We start from the raw sequence: 20,345 nt of genomic DNA on the forward strand, positions 1-20,345 counted from the left end.
TTCTGGCGTTGATTTTTGGCACGCTGTTGAGTTCTCAAGGAACGGACGCTTCCTTTGTACTCACCCTCGCGGGCTTTCCTCCGGGCTTTCGTTCTATTCTTCGTTCTTGCGTTTCCGACTCTATCAGAGTCTTTCTCGCTCGCTTTCCAGGTCCTGCGCTTTCGCGCTTTCCCTTTCCGGCGGTTCCGACTCTATCAGATCCTTTCGGGCCTGACTCCCAGTCAGCGGGTTTTGCCTTCCGGGCGGTTGGGCCCTTCCGGCGAGTGAGACAGTAGCGGATTCCTTGCCCCCGAAGCCAATCGGGGGCTGCGTCCTGGAACGCGGATTCCTCATTCGCAAATACGCATGAAAAACGGGACGACGGAGTGCGTCGTTCGTTCGAATGTGTAGTGCGGGATGGCTGTCCGGGGACCGACCGGGGTCGGCGCTCACGTCGGACAACTCGAAGAACCTTACGGATCGGGCACACCCGTGTCAACTCCCGGCTGACCGGCGGACGACCGGTCGGCAAACTTCCCGCGCACCTCACCCCCCGAGGGCTACGCTGACTCCCATGACTACGCATGCGCCCATGCTCAGCCTCCGCTGGTGGGCCGCCTGACGGCGGCCGACCTCCTACGCGAGCACGCATGCGCTCACGGCCGCCGCTACGGCGGCCGTTTCTGTTTCTCCCCTCCCGGGAGTGGCTCGGTCGCCCGGCGCGGTGACCGCGGCATCACACCACCACTCACAGGGAGAGCAGCAGACATGACGAGGATCTTCAGCGGGATCACGCCGTCCGGGCACCTGACGCTGGGCAACTACCTCGGGGCCCTGCGGCAGTGGGTCGCGGCCGATCACGCGCCCGCGGACGCCCTGTTCTGCGTCGTGGACCTGCACGCGCTCACCGTGGAGCACGACCCCGCCCGGGTCCGGCGCCTCAGCCGGCAGGCCGCGACGCTGTTCCTCGCCGCCGGGCTGGATCCGCAGCGGTGCACCCTCTTCCTGCAGAGCCACGTCAGCGAGCACACCCGGCTGTCCTACCTGCTGGAGTGCACCGCCACCGACGGGGAACTCCGGCGGATGATCCAGTACCGGGAGAAGGCCGCGAAGGCCGAGGCGTCCGGTCAGGGCGTACGGCTGTCGCTCCTGACGTATCCCGTGCTGATGGCCGCCGACATCCTCGCCTACGCGGCGGAGGAGGTCCCGGTGGGCGAGGACCAGCGGCAGCACGTGGAGCTGACCCGGGATCTGGCGGTGCGGTTCAACCAGCGGTACGGGCAGACCTTCACCGTGCCCAGGGTGACGCTGCCCGCCGTGGGCGCGCGGGTCATGGACCTCCAGGACCCCGCCTCGAAGATGGGGAAGTCCAGTGAGAACGGCGCCGGGATCGTCTACCTGCTGGACGAGCCGGCGGTGATCACCAGGAAGGTGATGCGGGCCGTGACCGACAGCGGCGACGGCGGGGTGGTCTACGACCGGGCGGCGCGGCCGGGGGTGGCGAACCTGCTGGACGTCCTGGCCGCCTGTACGGGTCGGGATCCGGAGGAGCTGGCCGGGGGGTACGAGCAGTACGGGCCGCTGAAGCGGGACGTCGCCGAGGCCGTGGTGGAGCTGCTGCGGCCGCTGCGGGAGCGGCACGCCGAGCTGGCGGCCGATCCGGGCGAGGTGGAGCGGGTCCTGCGCGAGGGGGCCGGGCGGGCGCGGGCCCTCGCGCGGCCGGTGGTGGACCGGGCGTACGAGGCCATCGGGCTGCTGGCTCCCTGAAGCGTGAGGGGGACGGCGGCCCCGGTGCGGCGGGGCCGCCGTCCCTTCGTGGGTCAGCTGTTGCCGGTGGCGAGTTCGCGGCTGCGGTCGCGGGCCGCTTCGAGGGCGGCGATCAGGGCCGCGCGTACTCCGTGCTTCTCCAACTCGACGATGGCGTTGATCGTCGTACCGGCGGGGGAGGTGACGGCTTCCCGGAGCTTGACCGGGTGCTCGCCGCTGTCGCGGAGCATGACGGCGGCGCCGATGGCGGCCTGGACGATGAGGTCGTGGGCCTGGGCGCGGGGCAGGCCGAGGAGGATGCCCGCGTCGGTCATGGCCTCGACGAGGAAGTAGAAGTACGCGGGTCCGGAGCCGGAGAGGGCGGTCGCGGCGTCCTGCTGGGACTCGGGGACGCGCAGGGTCTTGCCGACGCTGCCGAAGATCTCCTCGGCGTGCTGGAGGTGGGCGGCGGTGGCGTGGCTGCCGGCCGAGATGACGGACATGGCCTCGTCGACGAGGGCGGGGGTGTTCGTCATGACGCGGACGACGGGGGTGCCGGGGGCGAGCCGTTCCTCGAAGAAGGCGGTGGGGACGCCGGCGGCCCCGCTGATGACCAGGCGGTCGGCGGGGACGTGCGGGGCGAGTTCTTCGAGGAGCTTGCCCATGTCCTGCGGCTTGACGGTGAGGATGAGGGTGTCGGCGCGCTTGGCGGCTTCGGCGTTGGTGACGGCCTCGACGCCGTAGCGGGTGCGGAGCTCTTCGGCGCGTTCGGGCCGGCGGGCGGTGACGAGCAGTTTGGCGGCCGGCCAGCCGCCCCGGATCATCCCGCTGAGCAGGGCCTCGCCGATCTTGCCGGTACCGAGGACTGCGACTGTCTGGGTCATGCCCGATTCACCTCGCCGAACGAACGTGGGACGTACGGGCTCATCCTCGCACCGGGAGGGTGCGGCCGGGGCCGGTGTCCGGTCCGTGGGCGCCGGGGGTGGGTCAGGGGGTCCGGCGGCGGAGGGTTGCGGTGCCGAGGGTGAGGACGAGCAGGGCGCAGCCGGCGACGACGACGGCGTCGCGCACGAAGTCGGCGGTCATGTCGGTGTGGGTGAGGACCTGGGTCATGCCGTCGACGGCGTAGGACATGGGCAGGACGTCCGAGATGCCTTCGAGTACGGGATGCATGGTGTCGCGCGGGGCGAAGAGGCCGCACAGGAGCAGCTGCGGGAAGATCACGGCCGGCATGAACTGGACGGCCTGGAACTCGGACGCGGCGAAGGCGGAGACGAAGAGGCCGAGGGCGGTGCCGAGGAGGGCGTCGAGGAGCGCGACGAGCAGGAGCAGCCAGGGGGAGCCGATGACGTCGAGGCCGAGGAGCCAGAGGGCGAGGCCGGTGGCGAGGAGGGACTGGACGACGGCGACGGCGCCGAAGGCGAGGGCGTAGCCGGCGATGAGGTCGGCCTTGCCGAGCGGCATGGCGAGGAGGCGTTCGAGGGTGCCGGAGGTGCGTTCGCGGAGGGTGGCGATCGAGGTCACGAGGAACATCGTGATGAGGGGGAAGATCCCGAGGAGGGACGCGCCGGTGCTGTCGAAGGTGCGGGGGCTGCCGTCGAAGACGTAGCGCAGCAGGGTGAGCATCAGTACGGGGACCAGCAGCATCAGCGCGATGGAGCGCGGGTCGTGGCGGAGCTGGCGCAGGACGCGGGCTGCGGTGGCGAGGGTGCGGGCGCGGTTCATCGCCGGGTCTCCCTTTCGCGTGCGCCGGCTTCGTCGACGAGGCGGAGGAAGGCTTCCTCGACGGTGGCGCTGCGGGTGCGGGTGCGCAGGGCTTCGGGGGTGTCCTGGGCGAGGACGCGGCCCTCGCGCATGAGGAGCAGGTCGTGGCAGCGCTCGGCCTCGTCCATGACGTGGGAGGAGACGAGGATCGTGGCGCGGCGGCGGGCGGTGAGGTCGTGGAAGAGGTTCCACAGGTCGCGGCGCAGGACGGGGTCGAGGCCGACGGTGGGTTCGTCGAGGACGAGCAGTTCGGGTGTGCCGAGGAGGGCCACGGCGAGGGAGACGCGGCTGCGCTGGCCGCCGGAGAGGTCGCCGGCGAGGGCGGTGGCGCGGCTGGTGAGGTCGACGTCGGCGATGGCCCGTTCGACGGCGGTGCGGCGTCGGTCGGCGGCGGTGCGGCGAGGGGTCTCCCCCGCGAAGCGGGGGGAAGGGTCGAGGACGGCGGCGAAGTAGTCGAGGTTCTGGCGGACGGTGAGGTCGTCGTAGACGGAGGGCGCCTGGGTGACGTAGCCGATGCGGGAGCGGAGGCCGGGGTGGCCGGCGGGGTGGCCGAGGACGTCGAGGGTGCCGGTGACGTGGGCCTGGGTGCCGACGACGGCGCGCATGAGGGTGGATTTGCCGCAGCCCGAGGGGCCGAGGAGGCCGGTGATGCGGCCGCGGGGGACGGTGAAGGCGATGCCGTCGAGGACGGTGCGGGGGTGGCGTCCGGTGCCGCGCCGGACGGTGAGGCCGTGGGCGTGGACGGCGGGAGGGGGCTCCTCCGGCTGGTTATTCATCATGTGATGAATAATGCTCCCGGCTGTGCCGGGCGTCAATGGACCAGCGGTTCGGGAACCGGCGGGGGCGCGCTACTTCTTGCGCTTGGGGCGGCGGGCGGCCGGGTTGCCCGTGCGGGCGCTGCGGCGGCGGGCGAATTCGGCCACGGCTCGCTCGTACTCGGCACGGCGGAGCTTCTCGCCGGGGGCCTCGGTCAGGCTGCGCAGGAAGTAGGCGACGAGCGAGCCGATGAAGCCGATCGTCTTGAGGCCCTTGAGGGCGGCCTCGTCGGACGACGGCCGGGGACGGCGGCCGAAGGACTCCCAGGTCTTGGCGAAGGAGATGGCGCTGGCGATCGCGAAGAGCACGACGACGGAGATGCTGAGGAAGGGGCCGACGTCGCCGATCTCCAGGCCCTCGTAGGCGAAGCGCAGGAGGAAGGCGCCGATGACGGCGGCGGCGAGGGAGCCGGCGGCCACGCCGGCGCGGCGCGGGGCGTAGCCGTTGTCGTGGTCCACCCAGGAGGTGCCGAAGAACCGGATCGGCTCGGGCTGCGGCCCGGGGGCCGGCGCGGCGGGGGTGGTCTCGTCTCGCTGCTCTGCGTCGCTCACAGCAGCGATTATCTCCCCCGGCTACCGCTTGGGGGACCCCCGCCGGCGGGCGGACCCGCCGGGGAGTCCCCGCCGGCGAAGCGGTGACGCGGTCAGCCGCAGCGGCCGGCGACGTAGCCGTCGGCGCCGGTCTGCACGTAGGCGTCGGAGACGAAGCGGCCGTTGCCGACGCAGTCCCACAGGTCCGTGGTGCCGTACGGGCCCGAGACGGTGGTGCCGGGGGACTGGCAGCGGATCGTGACGTAACCGCCGACGGGTACCGCGTCGATGATCGGGTAGTTGGTGCCGGGGCCGCTGCGGATGTTGACCCGGTAGCCGGGCGCGGTCGGGTAGGACCGGAAACCCGAGTCGGCGGCCGCGACGCTCCGCGCCTGGCTGGAAACGTCGTCAGTGGACATGTGAGAACTCCCCCCGTGGGTGTTGCTCTGCGCAACGCGCGCAGGGTAGCAAGCCCTTGGATGTTCGCACGGGGCATCGACTAGGCTCCGGCGGGGGTGGTGAGCGGTGCAGTCACTGCACGCGGACTACGCCGGGTTTCCGGAATACGCCGGGCATTACCGGCTCGAATCCGTGCTCGGCTCCGGCGGCATGGGCGTCGTCCACCTGGCCACCTCCAGCTCCGGGCTGAAACTCGCCGTCAAGGTCGTCCACGCCCAGCACGCCGTGGACGCGGAGTTCCGGGCGCGGTTCCGTCAGGAGGTCGCGGCCGCGCGGAGGGTGAGCGGCGCCTTCACCGCGCCCGTCGTGGACGCCGACCCCGATGCCGAGCGGCCCTGGATGGCCACCCTCTTCATCGACGCCCCGACCCTGTCCGAGCGGGTACGGGAACGCGTGCTCGACCCCGTCGAGCTGACCCGGCTCGCCGCCGGGCTGGCGGAGGCCCTGCGGGACATCCACCGGGCCGGTGTGGTGCACCGGGACCTGAAACCGAGCAACGTGCTGATGGCCCCGGACGGGGTCCGGGTCATCGACTTCGGCATCTCGCGCCCGGCCGACAGCGACCTGCGCACCGAGACCGGGAAGCTGATCGGGACCCCGCCGTTCATGGCGCCGGAGCAGTTCCAGCGGCCGAGGGAGGTGGGGACGGCCGCGGACGTGTTCGCGCTGGGCGCGGTGCTGGTGCACGCGGCGACCGGGCGCGGGCCCTTCGACTCCGACAGCCACTACCTCGTGGCGTACCAGGTCGTGCACAGCGAGCCCGATCTGACCGGGCTGCCCGCCCGGCTCGTGCCGATCGTGGCGCGGTGCCTGGCGAAGGATCCGGCGCAACGGCCGACCGCCGAGGCGCTGATCGCCGAGATGCGCGCCGTCGCGTACCCGACGTCCGAGGACACCCAGGCCTTCGTCCCGCAGCCGCGTCGGCCGCGGGCGGAGGAGGAGGAGGAGGTCACCCACCTGCGGCAGCGGATCCCGACGGACCGTACGCCGCCCCGCCGCCGCCGCGGGCGGGCGCTGTCGGCGGCCGGGCTCGGGGTGCTGCTCGCCGCGGGGGCGGTCGGCGGCTACCTGTGGTGGACGCCCGGCACCGGCGCGCCGAAGCAGCCCGTCGCCCACGTCTCGGGGAAGCCGGGCAAGGGCTTCTCCCCCTGGTCGACCGCACCGGGCACCCCGGCGGTGTCCTGCTCGGCGGGGGCCGGCGGACTGTACTGCTCCGGGCGCGGCGTGGCCGCCACCCGCCTCGACCCCGCGGACGGCTCGACGGCCTGGACGGTCCGCGCGAACGCCCCGGGCCAGGGCCTGACGTCCGCCGGCACTCCGCTCCACGCGGGCGGGCTGGTCCTCGTGACGGCACCCGGCAGCGAGCGGCTCCAGGCCCTGGACCCCGGCACGGGCGCGGAACGCTGGCAGCGGAAGCTGTCCGGCGGCACGCGCGTGGTGACCGCGGGCCCGTACGCGCTCACCGTGACCGCGAACGGCAGCGTCACCGCCCTCGACGCGGCGAGCGGCGCCCCGCGCTGGACGCGGACGATCGGTGACGCCGGGTCCGTGTGGTGGGGCGGCCCCGGAGCGTCGGGGGCGCCCGTGCTGTACGTGGCGACCGCGGCCCTCGACGGCGGGTCGACGCGGCTCGAGGAGGTCGATCCGGCGACGGGAGCGGTGCGCTGGCAGACGCGCGCCCCTGGGAAGCTGCGGCCCGTCGGCGTGGCGCACGGTGCGGTACAGCTGCTGGACAGCGACGCGGGGGCCAGGACCGCCGGCATCGTCAGGGTGGACGTGGCGGCCCGTACCGTCCGCCGGACCCAGCTGCCCGCACCGCTGTTCGACGCCGAGGCGACCGTGGGACCGGAGGGGACCGTCTACGCCTTCGGCAGCGGTGGGGCGCTCGTGGCGGTCGGCGCGGAAAGGGAGCTCTGGCGGCTGGAGACCGGGGCGGCCAGCGGCTCCGGGCCCGTCGTCTCGGAGGGGCAGGTCTTCCTGATGACCGGGGACGGCCGACTGCTGGCCGTGGACGCGGCGGCCGGGCGGCTCGTGGGGCAGACCAGGCCGCGCATGGCGGCCCAGGGCACCTTCAGCGCCACCCTCCCCGCCCCCGTCGTCACCGGCGGCGGCGTCTACGCCTCCGCCCCCGACGGCACCGTCTTCGCCGTGGACGCGCGGAACCCCGCCGGGTGGTGAACCACGCCGGCGGGGTCCGGAGCGCTCAGCCCAGCTTCGACACGTCGCGGACCGCGCCCTTGTCGGCGCTGGTGGCCATCGCCGCGTAGGCGCGCAGGGCGGCCGAGACGGTGCGCTCGCGGGTCTTCGGGGCGTACACGCCGCCGAGGGCCGCGTGCCGGGCGGCCAGCTCCTCCTCGGAGACCAGCAGCTCGATCGACCGGTTCGGGATGTCGATGCGGATCCGGTCGCCGTCCTCGACGACCGCGATGTCACCGCCCGAGGCCGCCTCCGGGGAGGCGTGGCCGATGGACAGGCCCGAGGTGCCGCCGGAGAAGCGGCCGTCCGTCACCAGGGCGCAGACCTTGCCGAGGCCGCGGCCCTTGAGGAAGGAGGTCGGGTAGAGCATCTCCTGCATGCCGGGGCCGCCGCGCGGGCCCTCGTAGCGGATGACGACGACGTCCCCCGGCTGGACCTGCTTCGTCAGGATCTTCTCGACGGCCTCGTCCTGCGACTCGCAGACGACCGCCGGGCCCTCGAAGGTCCAGATCGACTCGTCGACACCGGCCGTCTTCACGACGCAGCCGTCGACCGCGATGTTGCCGCGCAGGACGGCGAGGCCGCCGTCCTTGGAGTACGCGTGCTGCACGGAGCGGATGCAGCCGCCCTCGGCGTCCAGGTCGAGGGTCTCCCAGCGCTCGGACTGGGAGAAGGCGGTGGCGGAGCGCTTGCAGCCGGGGGCCGCGTGCCACAGCTCCATCGCCTCCTCGGACGCCGTGCCGGAGCGGGCGTCCCACTTCGCGAGCCAGTCCTCCAGGCCCTTGGAGTGGACGGTGGTGACGTCCTTGTTGAGGAGGCCGCCGCGGTGCAGCTCGCCGAGGATGGCGGGGATGCCGCCGGCGCGGTGGATGTCCTCCATGTAGTACGTGCCGCCGGGCGCGACGTTCGGGGCGACCTTGGCCAGGCACGGGACGCGGCGCGAGACGGCGTCGATGTCCGTCAGGTCGTACTCCAGGCCCGCCTCCTGCGCGGCGGCCAGCAGGTGCAGGATCGTGTTGGTCGAGCCGCCCATGGCGATGTCCAGGGCCATGGCGTTCTCGAAGGCCTCGCGGGAGGCGATGCTGCGCGGCAGGACCGACTCGTCGCCGTCCTCGTAGTAGCGCTTGGTGATCTCCACGACCGTGCGGCCGGCGTCCTCGTACAGGGCGCGGCGGGCGGTGTGCGTGGCGAGGACCGAGCCGTTGCCGGGCAGGGCCAGGCCGATGGCCTCGGCCAGGCAGTTCATCGAGTTGGCGGTGAACATGCCCGAACACGAACCGCACGTCGGACAGGCGTTCTCCTCGATGCGCAGGACGTCCTCGTCCGAGACGTTCTCGTTGGAGGCGTCGACCATGGCGTCGATCAGGTCCAGCTTGCGGACGGTGCCGTCCACCAGGGTCGCCTGCCCGGCCTCCATCGGACCGCCGGAGACGAAGACCACCGGGATGTTGAGGCGCATGGCGGCCATCAGCATGCCGGGAGTGATCTTGTCGCAGTTCGAGATGCAGATCAGGGCGTCGGCGCAGTGCGCCTCGACCATGTACTCCACGCTGTCCGCGATCAGGTCGCGCGAGGGGAGGGAGTACAGCATGCCCGCGTGGCCCATGGCGATGCCGTCGTCGACCGCGATCGTGTTGAACTCGCGCGGGATCGCACCGGCGGCGCGGACGGCGTCCGAGACGATGCGGCCGACCGGCGCCAGGTGGGTGTGACCGGGGACGAACTCGGTGAAGGAGTTGGCGACCGCGATGATCGGCTTGCCGATGTCCTCGCTCGCTACGCCCGACGCGCGCATCAGCGCACGAGCGCCTGCCATGTTGCGGCCGTGGGTGACGGTGCGGGACCTCAGCTCGGGCATGCGGTTTCACTCCCCATGAGTGCGGCTGTACGGTCAGCCGCGACTGCGGATATGGCTCGGTTACGAGGCTACGCCCACCGCCCGCGATCCGGACACCTCGTCCGGATGCCGGGACGCGGGGGTCACTCCTCGGTCAGGTAGCGCTGGAGGGTGGGAGCGACGAGGGCCACGATGTCCTCCGCGTCCGCCGACGCGAGCGGCTCCACCTGCACCACGTACCGCAGGATCGCGATCCCGACCATGTGCGAGGCGGCCAGCTCGGCCCGGAACGTCGGATCCGGGACGTCGAGGTCGGCGGCGATCCGCTCCAGCACCCGGCGCAGCACCAGCGTGCGCAGCACCTTCGCGGCGGCGTCGTGCGTGAGCGCCGACCGGATCACGGCCAGCAGCGGCACCCGGGTGACCGGGTTCTCCCACACCCCCAGGAAATAGCGGACCAGCCGCTCCCCGATGCCGTCGGGACCCTCCCCGAGAATGGCCGGAACCACCAGGGCCGGCTCCAGGCTCACCTCGATGGCCGCGGCGAAGAGGTCGTCCTTGCTGCCGAAGTAGTGGTGCACCAGCGCCGGGTCCACCCCCGCGACCTTCGCGACGCCGCGCACGGACGTCTTGTCGTACCCGCGCTCCGCGAACACCTCGCGGGCGGCGAGGCGGATGCGCTCCTGCGTACCGGGGCCCTCGTCCGCCTCGTCCTGGCGCGGCCGGCCGGGGCCGCGCCGCCGCTTCACGGGCTCCGTCACCGGCGGCCGGCCGGCTTCGCGAGGTGCGCACGCGTGAAGGCCAGCGCCTCCGCGAGATCCGCCTCCCGCTCCGCGGAGGACATGGCGCGCCGCGTGTTCACCTCGATCACCACGTGCCCGTCGAAGGAACTCCGGGCCAGCCCTGCGAGCAGCTCGGCGCAGGGCTGCGTACCGCGCCCGGGGACCAGGTGCTCGTCCTTCGCCGATCCGTTGCCGTCGGCGAGGTGGACGTGGGCCAGCCGGTCCCCCATCCGGTCGATCATCGCGGAGGCGTCGGTGCGGGCGGTGGCGGTGTGCGACAGGTCGACGGTGAAGTGCCGGTAGTCGTCCTTCGTCACGTCCCACTCGGGCGCGTACGCGAGCATCTCGCGGTCCCGGTAGCGCCACGGGTACATGTTCTCGACGGCGAAGCGGACGTCGGTCTCGTCGGCCATCCGCCAGATCCCGGACACGAAGTCCCGCGCGTACTGGCGCTGCCAGCGGAACGGCGGATGCACCACGACGGTGGACGCCCCCAGCCGCTCGGCCGCCGCCCGGGCCCGGTGGAGCTTGGTCCACGGATCCGTCGACCACACGCGCTGGGTGATGAGCAGACAGGGCGCGTGCACGGCCAGGACCGGCACCTGGTGGTGGTCCGACAGGCGGCGCAGCGCGTCGATGTCCTGGCTCACCGGGTCCGTCCAGACCATGACCTCCACCCCGTCGTAGCCGAGGCGCGCGGCGATCTCGAAGGCGGTCGCCGTGGACTCCGGGTAGACGGAGGCGGTGGACAGGGCGACCTTCGGGGTCCGGCTGCTCGGGATACGGAGTGGATCTGCCACGGTGACAGATTACGGGGCGCCTCCCCGGCGGGACGCACACGGCGGCACTCTCGTCATACTTTTCGGATGGAACCCGAAGGGACCGCACGCGCCCGGCAGTGGCTGGCCGACCGCGGCGTCGTCCAGACCCCCGGGGGCTGGACCGACCCCGACAGGCCCGGCGCTCCCCGTACCGCCAACGAGATCGCGCACTCCTGGGCCTACGAGGTCTTCGTGGACGAGGACCTCGACGGGGCGGCGGCGGTACGCATGGCCTTCGGCCTGCTGGACCTCCTCGACGAGTACTGGGTCACCTGCGAGATCGGCTTCGCGCACGACGGCCCGGACGGCCCGCTGCCCGCCGGACCCCTCTGGGAGGGCTACCGCACGCGCCTGGAGGCGGAGCGGGACCCGGCGCCCGTGCGCTACTCGCTCTGGGTCGACTGGTTCGAGGACCGCTCCACCTCCGCCACGGCCTTCGCCGAGGTCCTGGGCAACGACATCGCCGCCATCGTGGCCGCCCCCGCGCCGCCGTCGCTGCGCCGCGCCGCCCGCGTCCTGGCCGACTCGGGCCCGGTCCCGTGGGAGGTCAAGCACCCCGCGTACGAAACGGCGGCCCGCCTCCCGGCCCTCCACGAGCCCCTCTTCAAGGCCCTGCGCGCCGGCTACCACGACCTCTACGGCGACCTGGACCCCGCCGCGGCCCTCACCCTCCTCGACCGCCTCACCCTCCCCCCGGCCACGGAACACCTCCCCCGGCTCCGCGCGGTCCTCGCGGCGGGCCACCGCAACCACCGCCACGCCCCGCAGGCGTGGGCCCCGGCGACGGCCTGACGGCGCCGCCCGGGGCCTCCGCGCCCGGGCGCTTACGGCAGGTGGTCCAGGCGGCGCAGGATGACGCCTTCGCGCAGGGCCCAGGGGCAGATCTCCAGTTCGTCCACGCCGAAGAGGTCCATCGCCGCCTCCGCCACCAGCGCCCCCGCCAGGAGCTGGGCGGCGCGGCCCTCCGAGACGCCCGGGAGGGCGGCGCGCTCCGTCGTGGTCATCACCGTCAGGCGGGGCACCCACTCCTCGAGGGATTTGCGGCTCAGGTCGCGCTGCACGTACAGCCCGTCGGCCTCGCGGGCCGCGCCCGCGAGCCGGGCCAGCTGCTTGAAGGTCTTCGACGTCGCCACCACGTGGTCCGGCGACCCGAAGCGGCTGAACTCGCCGACCGTCCGCGCGATCCGCGCCCGGACGTGCCGCCGCAGCGCCTTCACGTCCGCCGGGTCCGCCGGGTCCCCCGGGAGCCAGGCCGAGGTGAGGCGGCCCGCGCCCAGCGGGAGGGACACGGCCGCGTCGGGGTCCTCGTCCATCCCGTACGCGATCTCCAGCGAGCCCCCGCCGATGTCGAGGACCAGCAGCTTCCCCGCGGACCAGCCGAACCACCGCCGGACCGCCAGGAAGGTCAGCCGGGCCTCGTCCTCACCGCTGAGCACCGGCAGCTCGATGCCGGTCTCCGCCTTGACCCGGGCCAGGACGGCGTCGGCGTTCGGGGCCTCGCGCACCGCGCTGGTCGCGAAGGGCAGGACGTCCTCGCAGCCCTTGTCCTCGGCGGCCTGCACCGCGCCGGCGATCGCCGCGACGAGCCGTTCGACACCCTCCGGGCTGACCGCGCCGTGCTCGTCGAGCAGCTGCGCGAGCCGCAGCTGCACCTTGTGCGAGTGCGCGGGCTGGGGGCGCGCGCCGGGGTGCGCGTCCACCACCAGCAGATGGATCGTGTTCGAACCCACATCGAGGACACCGAGTCTCATGCGGGAAACGCTACTGGGCCGGACGAGGAGCGGTGGAGGAAGGGGCGCTTAGGCTGGGCTTGTGCCAAATACGAAGAAGGCCAGCAAGAGCGAGACCAAGAAGAAGACGAAGACCAGGGTGTCGGACGAGAAGGGCCTCGACTTCCCCCGCGCCTGGGTGGAGTTCCCCGATCCCGCCGACGAGGAGCAGGTCTTCCGCTGCGACCTGACCTGGCTGACCTCCCGCTGGACGTGCATCTTCGGCAGCGGCTGCCAGGGCATCCAGGCGGGCCGCGCGTCCGACGGCTGCTGCACCCTCGGCGCGCACTTCTCCGACGAGGAAGACGAGAAGCGGGTGGCCGGGCACGTCGCCCGCCTGACGCCGGAGCTGTGGCAGTTCCACGACGTCGGGAGCGAGTCCGGCTGGACCCAGCTCGACGACGACGGGGAGAAGCAGACCCGCCGCTGGGACGGCGCCTGCATCTTCCTGAACCGGCCCGGTTTCCCGGCCGGCGCGGGCTGCTCCCTGCACATCCTGGCGCTCAGGAGCGGCCAGGAGCCTCTGGAGACCAAGCCGGACGTGTGCTGGCAGCTGCCCATCCGGCGGACCTACGACTGGATCGACCGGCCGGACGACACCCGGGTCCTCCAGGTGTCGATCGGCGAGTACGACCGGCGCGGCTGGGGCCCGGGCGGCCACGACCTGCACTGGTGGTGCACGTCGGCGACCTCCGCGCACGGTGCCGGACAGCCGGTGTACGTGTCGTACCGGGCGGAGCTGACGGAGCTGATGGGCAAGGAGGCCTACGAGGAGCTGGTGAAGCTGTGCGAGGCGCGGCTGGCCTCGCTGCTGCCGATGGCCCCGCACCCCGCCGACCCGGCGTAGACCCGGGCAGGCCTCAGCCCCCGGGCGTCCCCGGGTCGGGGGAAACCGTTCCTCCTGAGGGGGGTTCCGGGGTCGCCGTGTCCGTCGGGGCCGGCGTGGGGTCCGGGGTCGGCGTGGGGTCGGGGGCGGGCGTGGTCGGTGTGGGCGTGGGTTCCGGGGTCGGTGTGGGCGTGGGGTCGGGGTCCGGGGCCGGCGGGGTCGGCTCCGGGGTGGGCGCGGGGCGGCCGCGGCCCTGGAGGGAGACCACCGCCCCGCCGGGGTCGACACCGACCCGGGCCGTCCAGGCGCCGACGGGCTGGGCCTCGGTGTCGACGGTGATCCGGAGGGTGACCGATTCTCCGGGCGCGAGGGTGCCCGCCGTCTCGCTCGCGCGCAGCCATGGCGCGTCCGACCAGAGCCGCCAGTCGACGGGGCTCCCGCCGGAGGCGGTGAGGGTGAGCAGGGTGGTGGCGCCCCGGGTGGTCGCGGCGACGGTGAGGCGGCCGGGCGCGCCGGGGCCGGCGGCCTCGGGGCCGGCCGGGCTCCCGGCGCTGATGACCTCGACGGAGACGTCGGGAGCCGCGCTGCCGGCCGCGAAGCCGGGCTCCCCGGTGGTGTGGGTGGTGTTGCCGGTGTTCTCGTACCCGGTGAAGGGGCGGCCCCCGGCGTACGGGGGCGGGATCTTCGATTCGCTGGCCGAGATGCGGCTGCCGTCGCCTCCGACGGGCTCGCCGGTGGAGGGGGCGCCCCGGTACGCGGCCCACAGCGCGAGTACGGGCGCGGCGACGACGGTGGCCACGACGGTGGTGGTCACGGCCCGTGCGCGGAGCCGGTCGCGGCGGGCGGCGCGGTCCTTGGGGTCCATGGGGAAGCCGGTCCGGTCGAAGCGCGGGCCGGGGCGGCCGCCGCGGCGCCGGCCGGAACGCAGCATGGCGGCGTGGACGGCGGTGCGGGGCGCGGGGACCAGGGGCAGGACGGCGCTGATGCCGGAGCCCGGCCAGGGGGCCGCGGCACCGACGCGTTCGGCGGCGCGGCGGCAGCGCGGGCAGTCGTCGACGTGGCGGACGAGCTCGGCGCGCAGGGTGGTGGACAGCAGTACCTGGACGTCGCCGTCGTCGCCGGTGATGCGGGAGACGGCCGGGCAGTTGGCGGTCTCGACGACGGCGAGGGCGGCGCGGGTGCGTTCGACCTCGCAGGCCGCGCCGGAGAGCAGGTCCCGGGCGGCGGTGGGGGCGGTGCCGAGGACGGCGGCGAGTTCGGTGACGCCGAGGCGGTGGCGGACGGCGAGTTCGAGGGCCTCGCGCTGTTGGGGGGTGGTGCCGGCGGCCTCGGGCCAGGCGAGCCGGGCGAGTTCGGTACGGCGGTAGGCGTTCACGTCGAGCGGGCGGTGCGCCCGGGGCGCGCGCTCGGGGTCCGTATGCTCCAGCGTGCGCGGGGCGGAATGCGCTCCCTGGCGGACGCGCCGCCGCTCGGCCAGCCGGCGCAGGCAGGCCCAGCGGGCGAGCGCGTAGAGCCAGGCCCGCCGGTCGCCCTCGTCGGGACATCTTCCGGGGTACCGCTCGGCGACGGCGAGGACGTCGCCGAGCACCTCGGTGGCGGCGTCGTGGTCGCACAGGACCGACAGGCAGTACGTGAAGAGCCCGTCCAGGTGGGGCTCGTGCCGCAGGGGCGGGGGCTCCCCGCCGGGGACGGGGTCCTCGGGCCGGACGGTGTCGGCGGTGTCGGCGGTGTCAACCGCACCACCGGTACCAGCCGCACCTTCGGCACCACCCGCTTCTGCCGTCGCTCCTACCCCATAGGAAGCACCACCGGCAACTGGCGTAACCTCCGCACCACCCGTATCGCCCGCCGGGCCCGCCCAGTCCACTCGGGGCGTGCGCCCGTGCGCGGGGTGTGCGCCGGTGCGCGATACGGACTCTCCCTGGTCGCTGCTGTTCACTCGGCGAACCGTAGGCGGCGCGCCGGTAACGCTCCGGAAGCCTTCCGGGGTTTTAGCCCTTAAGGGTGAACAGATCGGCACTCCGCTGACAGCGGCCCTGACGCCCGGCCCCGCCGCGCGCGGATCCGGTGGTCCGGCGGCCGCCCGCGCGCCCGACGCGTCGGGCGTTGTCGGTGGCGGCGGCTACGGTGGGCGCCATGGCTGCCCGTACATCTCGTTCATCCGCCAAGGACCGGCCGTCCTACCGCTGCTCCGAGTGCGGCTGGACCACCGCGAAATGGCTCGGCCGGTGCCCCGAGTGCCAGGCGTGGGGGACCGTCGAGGAGATGGGCGCGCCCGCCGTACGGACCACCGCGGCCGGTCGCGTCTCCGCGGCCGCGCTGCCCATCGGCCAGGTCGACGGCAGGACCGCGACCGCCCGCAGCACCGGCGTGGACGAGCTGGACCGGGTCCTGGGCGGCGGCCTCGTCCCCGGCGCGGTGGTGCTGCTGGCGGGCGAGCCGGGCGTCGGCAAGTCGACGCTGCTGCTGGACGTCGCCTCGAAGGCGGCCACCGGCGACCACCGCACCCTGTACGTCACCGGCGAGGAGTCGGCCAGCCAGGTGCGGCTGCGGGCCGACCGGATCAACGCCCTCAACGACCACCTCTACCTCGCCGCCGAGACCGACCTGTCCGCGGTGCTGGGCCACCTCGACGCGGTGCGGCCGTCGCTGCTGGTCCTGGACTCCGTACAGACCATCGCCTCCCCCGAGATCGACGGCGCGCCCGGCGGCATGGCCCAGGTCCGCGAGGTCGCCGGCGCGCTGATCCGCGCCTCGAAGGAGCGGGGCATGGCCACCCTCCTCGTCGGCCACGTCACCAAGGACGGCGCCATCGCCGGCCCCCGCCTGCTGGAGCACCTGGTGGACGTGGTGCTCAGCTTCGAGGGCGACCGGCACGCCCGGCTGCGCCTGGTGCGCGGCGTGAAGAACCGTTACGGGGCCACCGACGAGGTCGGCTGCTTCGAGCTGCACGACGAGGGCATCACCGGGCTCGCCGACCCCAGCGGCCTGTTCCTGACCCGGCGTGCCGAGGCGGTGCCGGGCACCTGCCTGACCGTGACCCTGGAGGGCAAGCGCCCGCTGGTCGCCGAGGTGCAGGCGCTCACCGTCGACTCGCAGATCCCCTCGCCGCGCCGCACCACCTCGGGTCTGGAGACCTCGCGCGTCTCCATGATGCTGGCGGTGCTGGAGCAGCGCGGCCGCATCACCGCGCTGGGCAAGCGGGACATCTACAGCGCGACCGTGGGCGGGGTGAAGCTGACGGAGCCGGCGGCGGACCTGGCGATCGCGCTGGCGCTGGCCTCGGCGGCCAGTGATGTGCCCCTGCCGAAGAACCTGGTGGCCATCGGGGAGGTCGGTCTGGCCGGCGAGGTGCGGCGGGTGACCGGCGTACAGCGGCGCCTGGCCGAGGCGCACCGGCTCGGTTTCACGCACGCGCTGGTCCCGGCGGACCCGGGGAAGGTGCCGTCGGGGATGAAGGTGACCGAGGTGGCGGACATGGGGGACGCGCTACGGGTCCTGCCGCGCGGGCGTTCGCGTACGCCGGCCCGGGAGCGGGCGGCGGCGGAATAGCCGGCCCGGGAGCGCGCGGCGGAACGGCCTGCCGCGCCCACGGCGGCGCGGACAGCAGCGGAATCCTTGCCTCCGCAGCCGGGTCCCGCAGCAGGTCAGCGGGCGGCCGCGAGCCGGACGGCCCCGGACGGGGGGCCCGGACGGGGGCACCCCGGGGGCCGGCGCGCACGGCGCGCACGGGGCCTCCTGGCGGCGGTACGGGCCAAGCCCCGGCGGGCGCACAGCGTGCGCCGGTAGACTTTGGGCTGGTCCGCCCGGCCGTACGCGGCGGCGCAACCCGCGACCGGAGGAGTGCAGTGGCAGCCAAGGACGGGGCAGCAGCACCCGGGAAGTCCGGCGCGAGCTCCAAGCACGAGGCGTTGATGCGCGCCTCGCTGAGCGCGGTCGCGCCTGGTCAGCCCCTGCGCGACGGGCTGGAGCGGATCGTCCGGGGCAATACGGGCGGCCTGATCGTCCTGGGCATGGACAAGACCGTCGAGTCGATGTGCACCGGCGGCTTCGTACTGGACGTGGAGTTCACCGCGACCCGGCTGCGCGAGCTGTGCAAGCTCGACGGGGCGCTCATCCTCGACAAGGACATCACCAAGATCCTGCGGGCCGGCGTACAGCTGGTGCCGGACGCCTCGATCCACACGGAGGAGACGGGCACCCGCCACCGCACGGCGGACCGCGTCTCCAAGCAGTGCGGTTTCCCGGTGGTGTCGGTGTCCCAGTCGATGCGGCTGATCGCGCTGTACGTGGACGGGGAGCGGCGGGTCCTGGAGGAGTCCGGGGCCATCCTGTCCCGGGCGAACCAGGCGCTGGCCACGCTGGAGCGGTACAAGCTGCGCCTGGACGAGGTCGCGGGCACGCTGTCGGCGCTGGAGATCGAGGACCTGGTCACGGTCCGCGACGTCACCGCCGTCGCGCAGCGGCTGGAAATGGTCCGCCGGATCGCGACGGAAATCGCCGAGTACGTGGTCGAACTGGGCACGGACGGGCGACTGCTGTCGCTCCAGCTGGACGAGCTGACGGTCGGCATCGAGCAGGAACGGGAACTGGTGATCCGGGACTACGTTCCGGAACCGACGGCGAAGCGTTCCCGCACGGTGGAGGAAGCGCTGCCGGCGCTGGACGCGCTGACCCATCCGGAGCTGCTGGAGCTGGCGATCGTGGCGCGGGCCCTGGGGTACACGGGCTCGCCGGAGACGCTGGATTCGGCGGTGTCGCCCCGCGGTTACCGGCTGCTGGCGAAGGTGCCCAGGCTGCCGGGGGCGATCATCGAGCGGCTGGTGGAGCACTTCGGCGGGCTCCAGAAGCTGCTGGCGGCCAGCGTGGACGACCTCCAGACGGTGGACGGCGTGGGCGAGGCCCGTGCCCGTAGCGTCCGCGAGGGCCTGTCCCGCCTGGCGGAGTCCTCGATCCTGGAACGGTACGTCTAGGTCGTCTCTTTCGGATCTTGCCGGTTAAGCCCGCGTCGTCCGGTGCCGTGCATCGCAAGGCGGAGCGGCTCCCGATTACTGGACGTCCTCGGGTGCCGCGACAACGCGGCGAGGTGCGGTACCGGGCGGCGCGGGTGTGGGGGCACCTCCCAGCGGTAGCTGGGGGAGCAAGATCCGGAAGAGACGGCCTAGCCGGCGGGAGCATTTCCGCCCGGCCGGGCGGTCCCCCGGCCGCCCCCGCCCGGACCCCCCGAAAAGGCCTAGTCCTGCTTCAGGACGAAGGACGTGCGGGCCACCGGGAGGCCCGGGGACTTGACCTCGACCACGTAGGTGTCGGGGGCCGGGTTGCCCTGCGGGGGGTTCTGGCACTGGTCCGCCGCGCTCGGCTTGCGGTCCCATTCCACCGTCTGCTTCGTCTCGCCCTGTGCCGGCAGCCGGTAGAAGGCGTTGGCGGCGCCCGTCGGGCAGTCCGCGGAGGACCAGACGGCCTTGGCGCCGGTCGTCTGGAAGATGGTCACGACCGCCTGCTTCGGCCCGAGCCCGAACTTGCAGGTGCTGCCCGAGGTGTTGCGGACGAGCAGTTCGAGACGGGGCTTCTCGTTCGTCTCGTACTCGTTCTTCACGCTCTTGACCTCCCACTGCAGCGCGCTCGCCGGGCACGTCGGCAGCGGGGAGTCCGCCGGGACCTGCGCGGGGGAGGAGCCCGAGGAGCCCGAGGAGCCCGCGCCCGTGCCGGGGGCCGCGCCGGTGCCGCCCGGGGCGTCGTTCCCGCCCGGGCCCTGGGAGCCGCTGCCGCCGCCGGTGCCGGAGCCCGACTCGGCGCGTCCGCCCGGGGCCTGACTGATCGCCGGGCCGGAGCCGGAGGGGCCGGGGGTGATCGTGCGCACGGGTCCGGAGCCGTCGCCGCCGCCCTTGCCGTTCGTACTCGTGCCGCCGCCACCGGAACTGACGAACCATACGGCGAGCAGCGCGACGAGCGCGGCGACGGACGCCAGCACGGCCCTCCGCCGCCAGTAAATGGAGGAGGGGAGCGGCCCGACCGGATTGCGCAGAGATCCCACGCACCGAACCTTACGAGAACTCGTGCCGCGTTCCGCGCCCCACATGCCGCGTATCCGGCAGGTTTTGCCGATGATCAGCCTGCGGGGTCACCCGGGAACGGCCATAACCGGCCAGGGGTCCGGCGCGGCCCCGTCGGGGCGGCCAGTACGGTCAGTGACCATGGACAGCTCCGACCTCTACCGCGACATCACCGACTTCGCCCACGACACGCCCTCTTGGGTGCGGTTGACGGTCGAGGTCTGGACCGAATACGGCCTCCTGCTCTTCGGTCTGCTCTTCATATCCGTCTGGTGGCGTGCGCGCGGACAGCGCGGCGGCGAGCCGCGGGCCCTCGCGCTGGCGGTGCTCGCGCCGCTGGTCACCGCGCTGGTGTACGTGGCCTCGGAGCTGGTGAAGTCCACCATCGACGAGGAACGGCCCTGCCGGGCGGTGGCCGGTGCGGCCGCCTCCCTGATCCCGTGCCCGCCGTACGGCGACTGGTCCTTCCCCAGCAACCACTCCTCCATCGCCGGCGCCGCCGCCGTCGCGCTGGCGCTCGCCGTTCCCCGGCTCGCGTGGCTGACGGTGCCGATGGGGCTGCTGATGGCCTTCTCCCGGGTCTTCGTCGGGGTGCACTACCCGCACGACGTCGGCATGGGCCTGCTGCTGGGCGCCTCGCTGGCCGTCATCGCCGTGGCGGCGCTGACCGGTCCGATGACCGGCATCACCACCGCCGTCCAGGGCAGCGGCAACCGCGCGGCCATCTGGTTCACCGGTCCGGGCCCCGCGCGCCGGCCCTGAAACGT

Annotated in this window: 18 protein-coding genes; 7 read left to right on the top strand and 11 right to left on the bottom strand. The window is 73.5% G+C overall.

What is annotated here, in order from left to right; translation table 11 throughout:
- Positions 1–747: 747 nt before the first annotated feature.
- Positions 748–1,746 (top strand): tryptophan--tRNA ligase, encoded by a 999-nt coding sequence (gene trpS / locus ACZ4WZ_RS31275; protein ID WP_467896084.1) that lies wholly within the window; start codon positions 748–750, stop codon positions 1,744–1,746.
- Positions 1,747–1,799: 53 nt separating this feature from the next.
- Here the strand turns inward: trpS and proC are convergent, their stop codons facing one another.
- The 5 genes from proC to ACZ4WZ_RS31300 form a co-directional block, all read right to left on the bottom strand.
- Entirely contained in the window at positions 1,800–2,609 is an 810-nt protein-coding gene (gene proC / locus ACZ4WZ_RS31280) for a pyrroline-5-carboxylate reductase (protein ID WP_388944895.1), read from the bottom strand.
- A gap of 103 nt (positions 2,610–2,712) precedes the next feature.
- A complete protein-coding gene (locus ACZ4WZ_RS31285; RefSeq protein WP_467896088.1) occupies positions 2,713–3,450 on the bottom strand; it encodes an ABC transporter permease in 738 nt (245 codons plus the stop codon).
- Entirely contained in the window at positions 3,447–4,268 is an 822-nt protein-coding gene (locus ACZ4WZ_RS31290; RefSeq protein ID WP_467896091.1) for an ABC transporter ATP-binding protein, read from the bottom strand. Before ACZ4WZ_RS31290 ends, ACZ4WZ_RS31285 begins: the two co-directional genes overlap by 4 nt.
- Positions 4,269–4,337: 69 nt before the next feature.
- On the bottom strand, positions 4,338–4,856 hold the full coding sequence (locus tag ACZ4WZ_RS31295; protein ID WP_467896094.1) for a hypothetical protein: 519 nt from the start codon (positions 4,854–4,856) through the stop codon (positions 4,338–4,340).
- Between the two features lie 92 nt (positions 4,857–4,948).
- Positions 4,949–5,254: a peptidase gene (locus ACZ4WZ_RS31300; protein WP_467896097.1), complete on the bottom strand. Its 306-nt coding sequence runs from the start codon at positions 5,252–5,254 to the stop codon at positions 4,949–4,951.
- A 106-nt stretch (positions 5,255–5,360) separates the two neighbouring features.
- Here ACZ4WZ_RS31300 and ACZ4WZ_RS31305 point away from each other — a divergent pair, with 106 nt between their 5' ends.
- Positions 5,361–7,472 carry a serine/threonine-protein kinase gene (locus ACZ4WZ_RS31305; protein WP_467896100.1) on the top strand — a complete coding sequence of 704 codons (2,112 nt, stop codon included), beginning with the start codon at positions 5,361–5,363 and terminating at the stop codon, positions 7,470–7,472.
- Between the two features lie 25 nt (positions 7,473–7,497).
- On the opposite strand, the gene ilvD is transcribed toward ACZ4WZ_RS31305, so the two are convergent.
- The 3 genes from ilvD to ACZ4WZ_RS31320 form a co-directional block, all read right to left on the bottom strand.
- Entirely contained in the window at positions 7,498–9,348 is a 1,851-nt protein-coding gene (gene ilvD, locus ACZ4WZ_RS31310; RefSeq protein WP_467896103.1) for a dihydroxy-acid dehydratase, read from the bottom strand.
- A 122-nt stretch (positions 9,349–9,470) separates the two neighbouring features.
- Entirely contained in the window at positions 9,471–10,088 is a 618-nt protein-coding gene (locus tag ACZ4WZ_RS31315; protein ID WP_467896106.1) for a TetR/AcrR family transcriptional regulator, read from the bottom strand.
- On the bottom strand, positions 10,085–10,909 hold the full coding sequence (locus ACZ4WZ_RS31320) for a sugar phosphate isomerase/epimerase family protein (RefSeq protein ID WP_467896110.1): 825 nt from the start codon (positions 10,907–10,909) through the stop codon (positions 10,085–10,087). The genes ACZ4WZ_RS31315 and ACZ4WZ_RS31320 overlap by 4 nt, the downstream gene beginning before the upstream one ends.
- A 66-nt stretch (positions 10,910–10,975) precedes the next feature.
- Here ACZ4WZ_RS31320 and ACZ4WZ_RS31325 point away from each other — a divergent pair, with 66 nt between their 5' ends.
- Positions 10,976–11,722, top strand: a complete 747-nt coding sequence (locus ACZ4WZ_RS31325) for a hypothetical protein (protein ID WP_467896113.1) — start codon at positions 10,976–10,978, stop codon at positions 11,720–11,722.
- A 32-nt stretch (positions 11,723–11,754) separates the two neighbouring features.
- Here ACZ4WZ_RS31325 and ACZ4WZ_RS31330 read toward each other — a convergent pair whose 3' ends face one another.
- A complete protein-coding gene (locus ACZ4WZ_RS31330; RefSeq protein ID WP_467896116.1) occupies positions 11,755–12,681 on the bottom strand; it encodes a Ppx/GppA family phosphatase in 927 nt (308 codons plus the stop codon).
- Between the two features lie 61 nt (positions 12,682–12,742).
- Here ACZ4WZ_RS31330 and ACZ4WZ_RS31335 point away from each other — a divergent pair, with 61 nt between their 5' ends.
- Entirely contained in the window at positions 12,743–13,546 is an 804-nt protein-coding gene (locus ACZ4WZ_RS31335; protein WP_467896118.1) for a DUF3109 family protein, read from the top strand.
- Positions 13,547–13,559: 13 nt separating this feature from the next.
- Here ACZ4WZ_RS31335 and ACZ4WZ_RS31340 read toward each other — a convergent pair whose 3' ends face one another.
- Positions 13,560–15,464, bottom strand: coding sequence for a BACON domain-containing protein (locus tag ACZ4WZ_RS31340; protein WP_467896120.1), 1,905 nt, complete (start codon positions 15,462–15,464; stop codon positions 13,560–13,562).
- A gap of 197 nt (positions 15,465–15,661) precedes the next feature.
- Here ACZ4WZ_RS31340 and radA point away from each other — a divergent pair, with 197 nt between their 5' ends.
- Positions 15,662–17,077: a DNA repair protein RadA gene (radA, locus tag ACZ4WZ_RS31345; RefSeq protein ID WP_467896123.1), complete on the top strand. Its 1,416-nt coding sequence runs from the start codon at positions 15,662–15,664 to the stop codon at positions 17,075–17,077.
- A 296-nt stretch (positions 17,078–17,373) separates the two neighbouring features.
- Positions 17,374–18,498, top strand: a complete 1,125-nt coding sequence (gene disA, locus ACZ4WZ_RS31350) for a DNA integrity scanning diadenylate cyclase DisA (protein WP_467896126.1) — start codon at positions 17,374–17,376, stop codon at positions 18,496–18,498.
- Between the two features lie 260 nt (positions 18,499–18,758).
- Here the strand turns inward: disA and ACZ4WZ_RS31355 are convergent, their stop codons facing one another.
- Positions 18,759–19,559: a hypothetical protein gene (locus tag ACZ4WZ_RS31355; protein WP_467896129.1), complete on the bottom strand. Its 801-nt coding sequence runs from the start codon at positions 19,557–19,559 to the stop codon at positions 18,759–18,761.
- Positions 19,560–19,719: 160 nt separating this feature from the next.
- On the opposite strand from ACZ4WZ_RS31355, the gene ACZ4WZ_RS31360 reads away from it, so the two are divergent.
- Positions 19,720–20,340 (top strand): phosphatase PAP2 family protein, encoded by a 621-nt coding sequence (locus ACZ4WZ_RS31360; RefSeq protein WP_467896131.1) that lies wholly within the window; start codon positions 19,720–19,722, stop codon positions 20,338–20,340.
- Positions 20,341–20,345 lie beyond the last annotated feature (5 nt).

The sequence above is a fragment of the Streptomyces sp. NPDC029122 genome (assembly GCF_055569445.1).